The 7,050-nt window shown below is 34.5% G+C and carries 5 protein-coding genes; 4 read left to right on the top strand and 1 reads right to left on the bottom strand.

Going from position 1 to position 7,050, the window contains the following annotated elements:
• Positions 1 to 145: 145 nt before the first annotated feature.
• The 3 genes from HY951_10070 (at position 146) to HY951_10060 (ending at position 2,245) form a co-directional block, all read left to right on the top strand.
• Positions 146 to 556 carry a hypothetical protein gene (locus HY951_10070; GenBank protein ID MBI5540392.1) on the top strand — a complete coding sequence of 137 codons (411 nt, stop codon included), beginning with the start codon at positions 146 to 148 and terminating at the stop codon, positions 554 to 556.
• A 392-nt stretch (positions 557 to 948) separates the two neighbouring features.
• Positions 949 to 1,569 (top strand): DUF4956 domain-containing protein, encoded by a 621-nt coding sequence (locus HY951_10065; GenBank protein ID MBI5540391.1) that lies wholly within the window; start codon positions 949 to 951, stop codon positions 1,567 to 1,569.
• Complete coding sequence (locus HY951_10060; GenBank protein MBI5540390.1) at positions 1,559 to 2,245, top strand: DUF2490 domain-containing protein; 687 nt, start codon at positions 1,559 to 1,561, stop codon at positions 2,243 to 2,245. Before HY951_10065 ends, HY951_10060 begins: the two co-directional genes overlap by 11 nt.
• A 22-nt stretch (positions 2,246 to 2,267) precedes the next feature.
• On the opposite strand, the gene HY951_10055 is transcribed toward HY951_10060, so the two are convergent.
• Entirely contained in the window at positions 2,268 to 5,927 is a 3,660-nt protein-coding gene (locus tag HY951_10055; GenBank protein ID MBI5540389.1) for a CotH kinase family protein, read from the bottom strand.
• A 202-nt stretch (positions 5,928 to 6,129) separates the two neighbouring features.
• Here HY951_10055 and HY951_10050 point away from each other — a divergent pair, with 202 nt between their 5' ends.
• The gene (locus tag HY951_10050) at positions 6,130 to 6,798 is read left to right on the top strand and encodes a DUF2490 domain-containing protein (GenBank protein MBI5540388.1); all 669 of its coding nucleotides are present in this window, start codon (positions 6,130 to 6,132) and stop codon (positions 6,796 to 6,798) included.
• Positions 6,799 to 7,050 lie beyond the last annotated feature (252 nt).

Genomic DNA, 7,050 nt, shown 5'->3' with positions numbered 1-7,050 from the left:
TAAAATTGAGATCAGTCTTGCAAACGATATGCTTCCGGCAGGGATGTACTTTTATCAGTTTTCTTTAGTTAGTAATAACATTACCAAAACTTATTCAGGAAAGTTTATTATTATAAATTCAACTAAATAATTATTTCTTAATACTATGGAAAACAGAAATTTTAAATTGATTTTACCGTTAATTATTTTAACAATGGTTGTTTTATCTTCATGTTCTAAAAAGCCTGGTGAAGGTGGGAGTTCGAATATCAAAGGGAAGGTTTATGCCAAGTATTATAATAAAACATTTACTCTGCTTGAAGGGCAAGGTTATGCGCCTGATAAAGATATTTATATTATTTATGGCGATGAGGCATCATATGGCGACAGAACGCGTACAAATTATGATGGCACTTATGAATTTCAGTTTTTGCGTAAAGGGAAATATCGCATATATGTTTATTCAAAAGATTCAACACTTACAATACCATCGGGTGTAAATTCTATAATAACCGATGTTGAGATCACTGGAAATAGGCAAACTGTTATAGTCCCTGATCTTAAAATATTTGACTGATATAAATTATTTAACCTATGAAAACCAAGAATATTTTTTATACTATTATAGATTGAGAAAAAAACTTATGATGCCAACAAAAAATTAATTGCTGTAAAACAATATATTTATAAAAGTTCCTGAAATAGTTGAACTTTGATGAGTTTTTCAGTCGCCACAGGGAGCAGCATATCAAAAATATATTAATCGGCAAATATTGTTTCGGTGTAATAATAAGCCTTTTCGATCATGTAAAAAAGAATAATTTTAAATCAAGATTTTTTAAAAAATTAATAAATTGTGTTATGATATCAGTTAAAAATTTAATAATGCTGGCCCTTTTATTGTTTATGTGTATGCCTGCAAAAATGAGTTATGCACAAAATTTGGGTTCAGAATCAGAAACTGTTCAAATGGACGATACTGATGTAAAAGAGAAAAAATCGAAAAAGAAAAAAGATAAAGATATTGTTGAAATTGATAAGAATTTTTTCATCAATCTTGCCATAAATATATCAACAATTCTACTCTTAATATTGCTAATTTACTATCCCAATAACAAGAACATGGATTATGTATTTACATTGATAACTTTTAACATTGTTATATTCCTTTTAACTTTTGTACTTAATAAAGTCAAAATTTCCATGGGGGCGGCATTCGGGTTGTTTGCAGTTTTTTCTATGCTCAGGTACCGTACTGAAGGAATATCAATGAAAGACATGACTTATCTGTTCATTTTTATTGCTGTTGGTCTGTTAAGCGCAATACATCTTGAATACTATGAGCTTATAATACTTAACGGAATAATAGTTGTTGTAACATTTATTATGGAAGGGAATATTTTTATAAAACGGGAGCATACAAAAATTGTTATTTATGAAAATATTGAAATGATTAAGCATGAACACCGACAAGAACTTCTTGAAAATCTTAAACAAAGAACAGGATTGAATATACACAAAATTGATGTTACCAATATTGATTTTCTGAAAGATGTTGCAATGATTAAAATTTACTATTATGAGAAGTAACCTTCTTCTAATAATTTTTTTTATTGTTTTTCCGGTACTTAGTATTTTCGCACAGGAAAATGATGCAGGTATGTGGAATACATTCAGCATTGAAAAGGAATTAACTAAAAAACTATCGCTTTGTGTTGATGAAGAACTTCGTCTAAAGGAAAACTATACCCAGTTGAATTTACTTTATACAAATCTGGGTATTACTTACAAAGTTATTAAAGGATTTAAAGCAGGTTTCACATATCGGTTTATTGAAAAATATTTGGATCAGGGCTGGTTTAGTTACAGGAATCGTTTAATGCTGGATTTATCATATAAATACAAAATAAAATCTTTCAGTATTTCCTATAGGAGCAGGTTACAATCAGAGGTTAGAAATTATTTTACCAGTGAAAAAGGTAAAGTTGCAGAATGGTTCTGGCGAAATAAATTTGAAGCAAAATATACTATAAATAACTATATCCCTTATGTAGGAACTGAATTACGTTATCAGATAAAAGACCAGCGGAATCCTACCAGTGATTTGGAATGGCATAGAATAAGGCTTTTTGCCGGATTGGATTACAAAATTAACAGCAATAATACAATCGGAGTGTATTATCTTATTCAAAAAGAAGATGGAATAATTAATCCCCAAACTCTGTATATATTGGGGTTACAATATGTATTAGAATTACCACAGTAGAGAAACAATTATCGGATAAGCGTTACTGTTCCGGCTTTCTCATGTTTTTCCCTTGAATATCCATATAGATAGCTAACCATGTATAGGTGTCCGATTTTGATAACTTGCCTTTATATTTACCATCCCATGGTTTTAAAGGATTGTCAGTTTCAAATATTTTTTCACCCAAACGATTATATATATACAGGTGGAAATTATTTATATCAATGCCGTTCCCAAAAACCATGAAGTTACTGTTAATATTATCACGATCCGGAGTGAACGCTGTTGGCGCATAAAATGCGGGTTGATCTTCAATAGTAACATAATCATTTATTGTGTCTCTGCAACCTGTCTGACCAACGGCAATTAACTGTACGTTATATGTTCTTATAGCGTTATATTTATGATATGGATTTGTTTCAGTTGATGAATAACTGTCGCCAAATGTCCAGTTATAATAATCGGCATAATTTGATTGATTGATGAAAGAAATAATAGGATCAACAATTGTAGCGAACTTTGGTTCAGCCTGAAAGAGCGCAACAGGTTTGGGATATACAGAAATCATATTTGCTATTGTATATTCAACATTACAATTTTCTGTCGTAATAACTTTAAGAGATACATCAAAATCACCAACCGTATTATATACATGTGAGGGATTGAAAGTGGTTGAAAAATTATTATCATTATCTCCGAAATTCCATTCGTAAGTTTGACCCTGCGATTGAGGATTCGTGTTATTATTAAAAGTTACTTTTAGGGGGTTACAACCTTCAATAAAATCTGAAGTAAAATTCACGACAGGCATTGTAAGTACATGTATCGTGTCAGTATCAGATGCTACAGATCCACACCCGTCTTTAGCATATAAAAGCACAGTTTGCGTTTGTGGAGGCTTAATAAAATACGGCGTTATAATAGTATCTCCTGAAACATTATAAACAATATATGGTCCACCATTGCCCGAAGAAACAACTGCATTAACCGATACGGAATCACCGGGGCAGATACTGTCGCTGCTGAGGGAAATACTAATGATTACCGGCTGGGAAACCTGAATCTGAATGGTTTTTATAGGGCCGTTACATCCGTTGGCATCAGTAATACTCACAGTATAATTAGTGGAAACAGAAGGGCTGACATTGATAACTGAATCTGATACAACTCCGTTCCAATACCATGTATATGGAGGTGTACCGCCGGAGGCATCAGCAAATAATGAAACAGCGCTTCCATTGCAAATACTTGTGTCCTGACTGGTAGTTAATAAAATTGCAGAAGGCCCGGTAATTACGGCGGTAAGTACTAAAGAACAAGTATCATCATCGTTAACTGTAACATAATATGTTCCGGATGAAAGATTACTAATATCCTGGGTTGTATTGCCATTAGACCAAATATAAGAATAATTTCCTGAAGCTGTTGTTCCACCGGAAACAGTAATATCAATAACTCCGTTATTATTTCCATAACACGTGGGATTGGTCACAGTTACTGAACCAACAAGAAGTGGCTCTGTAATTATAAAGTGAGCTATGATAGTCTGTGTTTGTGTGATTGTAGTATAAGCGGTATCGTTGTTGATTCCGGGTAAAACCGGATCAACTGATTCCCAATAATCAAACATCCAGCCGCTGTTTGCCTGAGCTTTTAACAAAGTTTGCATGTTTCCATAATAATAGGCTGTCCATGGGTAAGTAGGCGCCCATACGGAATTGACTTTTACTGTACCGGAATTGGGTGGGAATACATCAAAAGTAATAGGATATGGACCGGTTAATGTATAACAATCAAGCATCCCCTGTTGTATTTGGGTGCATCGGGCATTGATAAAATTTTTCAGAGTCTGTACATTTTGTTGCCATTCCGTTATTGTGCCACCCCAACGTGCAATTTGCTGCGGCATTTCCGGAGAAAAAAGGGCGATTAAGCTGTCAAGTACAAAAATCATCCGGTCACATTTAAAAGCAGTATTCGATAAATCAGCAAAACGTGCAACATAATATTGTTTAAAAGTTGGATTAGCCAATAAAGCATTGAGGATTGGAACATGTCCCTGATTACCGGGGTCTCCAAATTGTTCAGGATTACAGGGATCTGCTGTAGGATTCTGATCGGGAATGCCCGTATAATTAATATAATGCCCGAAAGTAGCATCTTCATCCCAGAGAGCATATCTCCATTTTTTATGCGTTGCATTTGCATTTGTACCGCGCCACCATTCAGTATTCCAGTTTAGCCAGTCAGAACAGACTACATACGAATTCAAAACAAAATAATCTACTAAGCTTTTTGTATTATAGAGGTTATCAACATAATCATAATTAGCCTGTATCGCCATGTTATTTGAAAGGATGAAATTTTTTAAAGAGTTCCAGTCTGTTTGTGCCTGTGTGCCTCCGTACTCACTCCACGTGCCTCCCCATGTTTTAAGCATCTGAACATCATTTTCATCTGAGTTGTAATAATAATCGGTAAAATCAGCATCATCAACCTTTTCACGCATATCATACAAGCCCCAATATTGTCCATTCATAAAAACAACACAGGGTTCATAGGTTCTTTCATCCATATGAAGGTCGCCGAGTTGCGACAGCGTTTGAACATAAGGGTCGCGAATATGCGCACTTCCTGATTCAAAAGGATAATTATCATTTGCAGCCGCTTTAAGAATAATGCGTTGAAACTTTGTTCGCGGTTTCAGATTGAATAGCTTCCAAAGCAATGCATAACTCTGACCATGCTGGTCGCGTGTGACAAAATCAATTCCTCTTTGATCGTAATACCAAGAATCGTTACCATGTTTATTAGTAATACCGGTTGCTTCTGCGCGGAATATGTTTGTTTTATCAAAATATTCGAGACCTGCATCTGCTTCGATATTGCTACCGTTAAAAAGAATATCTACGTTATCGCCAAAAACGGAAATAACTGCAATATTGTGGTTCTCATTTATGAAATATGTATTATTGCTGGTAAAACTGGCTGGAATTAAAGGATTACTGCTAAATGCTTTTGCCCTGATGACCATTGTACTTGAAATAGTAACAGGGGTTGAATAAACTGTTGAAGAAGCAACAGGTTCATTACCGTTTGTTGTATAACGGATGGTAACACCTGGATCAGGAGAAGTAATGCTAACTATTGTAGACCCTGTAAAAAAACCTGATTGCTGGCTGAAAGACGGGGTAGTTGCATAATTCTGCGAAGCGCCGCTATTTGTTGTTCCAGGTGTAGGATTAAGGAATACCGACCATGTGGAAGCGCCATCTGTTGTTCTTCCTCTTGAATGATTCTTCTGAGCAGGGTTAAGTAAAATATTTTCAAGTATTGTAACAGAAGGATTGGAAAAAACAATACTTTCCGGCATTGTTTGTGTTAGTTTGAAATTTGTATGAATATTTCCTGAAAGAAATTCATTTCTGCCTGAACACCATACTTTCAAGTAAGAATTTGCTGATATACTAACTCCTGCCGGAAATACCCATTTCGTGGGATTAGATGGTTTATCACTCAGATAATAGCCTGCAAGACTGACCGCAGAAGTTCCCTGATTATAAATTTCAATCCAGTCTTCATAATTCCCATAATTATCAGCTACAATACTAATATTAGAACAAGAATACTCATTAATGACTACCTGGGCATTAATTGAAGTGATTGTAAATAAAAATATGAAAATAAATAGCTTTCTCATTATATGTCTATCTTACAATTTAATAGACTATGAAAAAATAAAAAGGTTGCCTCTGTTTAAACTATACCCCTTTGTTAAGTGGTTTCCGAGTTTCAATTTTTTTATTTATTCACATTTTGAAGTTAATATTTAACTGAAATATTTGTCTTAAACAGAAATGACTTTTAATTACCTTTGCGTTTTGGCGGATACGTATATTATCATGAGTAAACAAATAACAGGCTGGTTTTTTTTTATTTGTTTTTCCATGGCCTCTTGGGCACAGGTGAATGATGCAGGGATGTGGCTCAGCGTGAACGCTGAAAAAAAAATTACGCCCGTTCTTTCATTTACCCTTAGCGAAGAAGTGAGGCTCAGTGAAAATTTCACAGAGGCCGGGATGATATTTACGGATGCCGGATTGAATTATAAAATAAACAAGTTCGTCAGGGTTTCGGCCAACTACCGGTTTATAGAAAAACTGAAAAAAAATAACACCTATAACCTCAGAAACCGCTATTACTTTGATGTGACATTGCGAAAAAAAATCAAGCCCGTGATACTGCAATTCCGCACCCGTTTTCAGTGCCAGTACAACCGGATGTACGAGGCAGATGATTATCCGGGACCCTATTATTATTCAAGAAATAAATTTATGGTAAAAGCAGATTTGGATAAAAACTATGTACCCTATATCTATTCAGAAATTTACTCTCCGTTAAATAACCCCGATGGAATATTTATGGATAAAATAAAATATTGCGCAGGCATCGAATACCGTATCAACCGGATGCATGAATTCGATTTGTTTTATGTGATACAGAAGGAATATAATGTTGAAAACCCGGTTACCGATTTTGTTATCGGGATTGGATACAATTTTACTTTTTGATTCGTGTGGTTTATTTATACTATACACGGGCATAATTTGCGTGTCGGAAAAATGTTATTAACAATCAGCAACTTTTCTATAAATATCTCGTTAAAAAATTTAGCTCCCGAAATTTATGAGTCCACTCCGAAAAGTCCAAAAACTAAATTTCAGCGATTTTTTGCCCTTAATCCCTGAAGGGAAATCGCTGAAAATCAGCCACCCTTTAGGGACGGGGCAAAAGCTGATTCATAAAAATATACTTTTCAGAGT

The organism is Bacteroidia bacterium (genome assembly GCA_016218155.1).
Classification (GTDB): Bacteria; Bacteroidota; Bacteroidia; order Bacteroidales; family GWA2-32-17; genus GWA2-32-17.
The sequence above is the reverse complement of the archived record's forward strand: the minus strand, read 5'-3'. Positions and strand labels throughout refer to the sequence as shown.

Coding starts and splice junctions, on each gene's coding strand:
- HY951_10070 (MBI5540392.1), top strand. CDS start 146: ATGGAAAACAGAAATTTTAAATTGATTTTACCGTTAATTATTTTAACA.
- HY951_10065 (MBI5540391.1), top strand. CDS start 949: ATGGACGATACTGATGTAAAAGAGAAAAAATCGAAAAAGAAAAAAGAT.
- HY951_10060 (MBI5540390.1), top strand. CDS start 1,559: ATGAGAAGTAACCTTCTTCTAATAATTTTTTTTATTGTTTTTCCGGTA.
- HY951_10055 (MBI5540389.1), bottom strand. CDS start 5,927: ATGAGAAAGCTATTTATTTTCATATTTTTATTTACAATCACTTCAATT.
- HY951_10050 (MBI5540388.1), top strand. CDS start 6,130: ATGAGTAAACAAATAACAGGCTGGTTTTTTTTTATTTGTTTTTCCATG.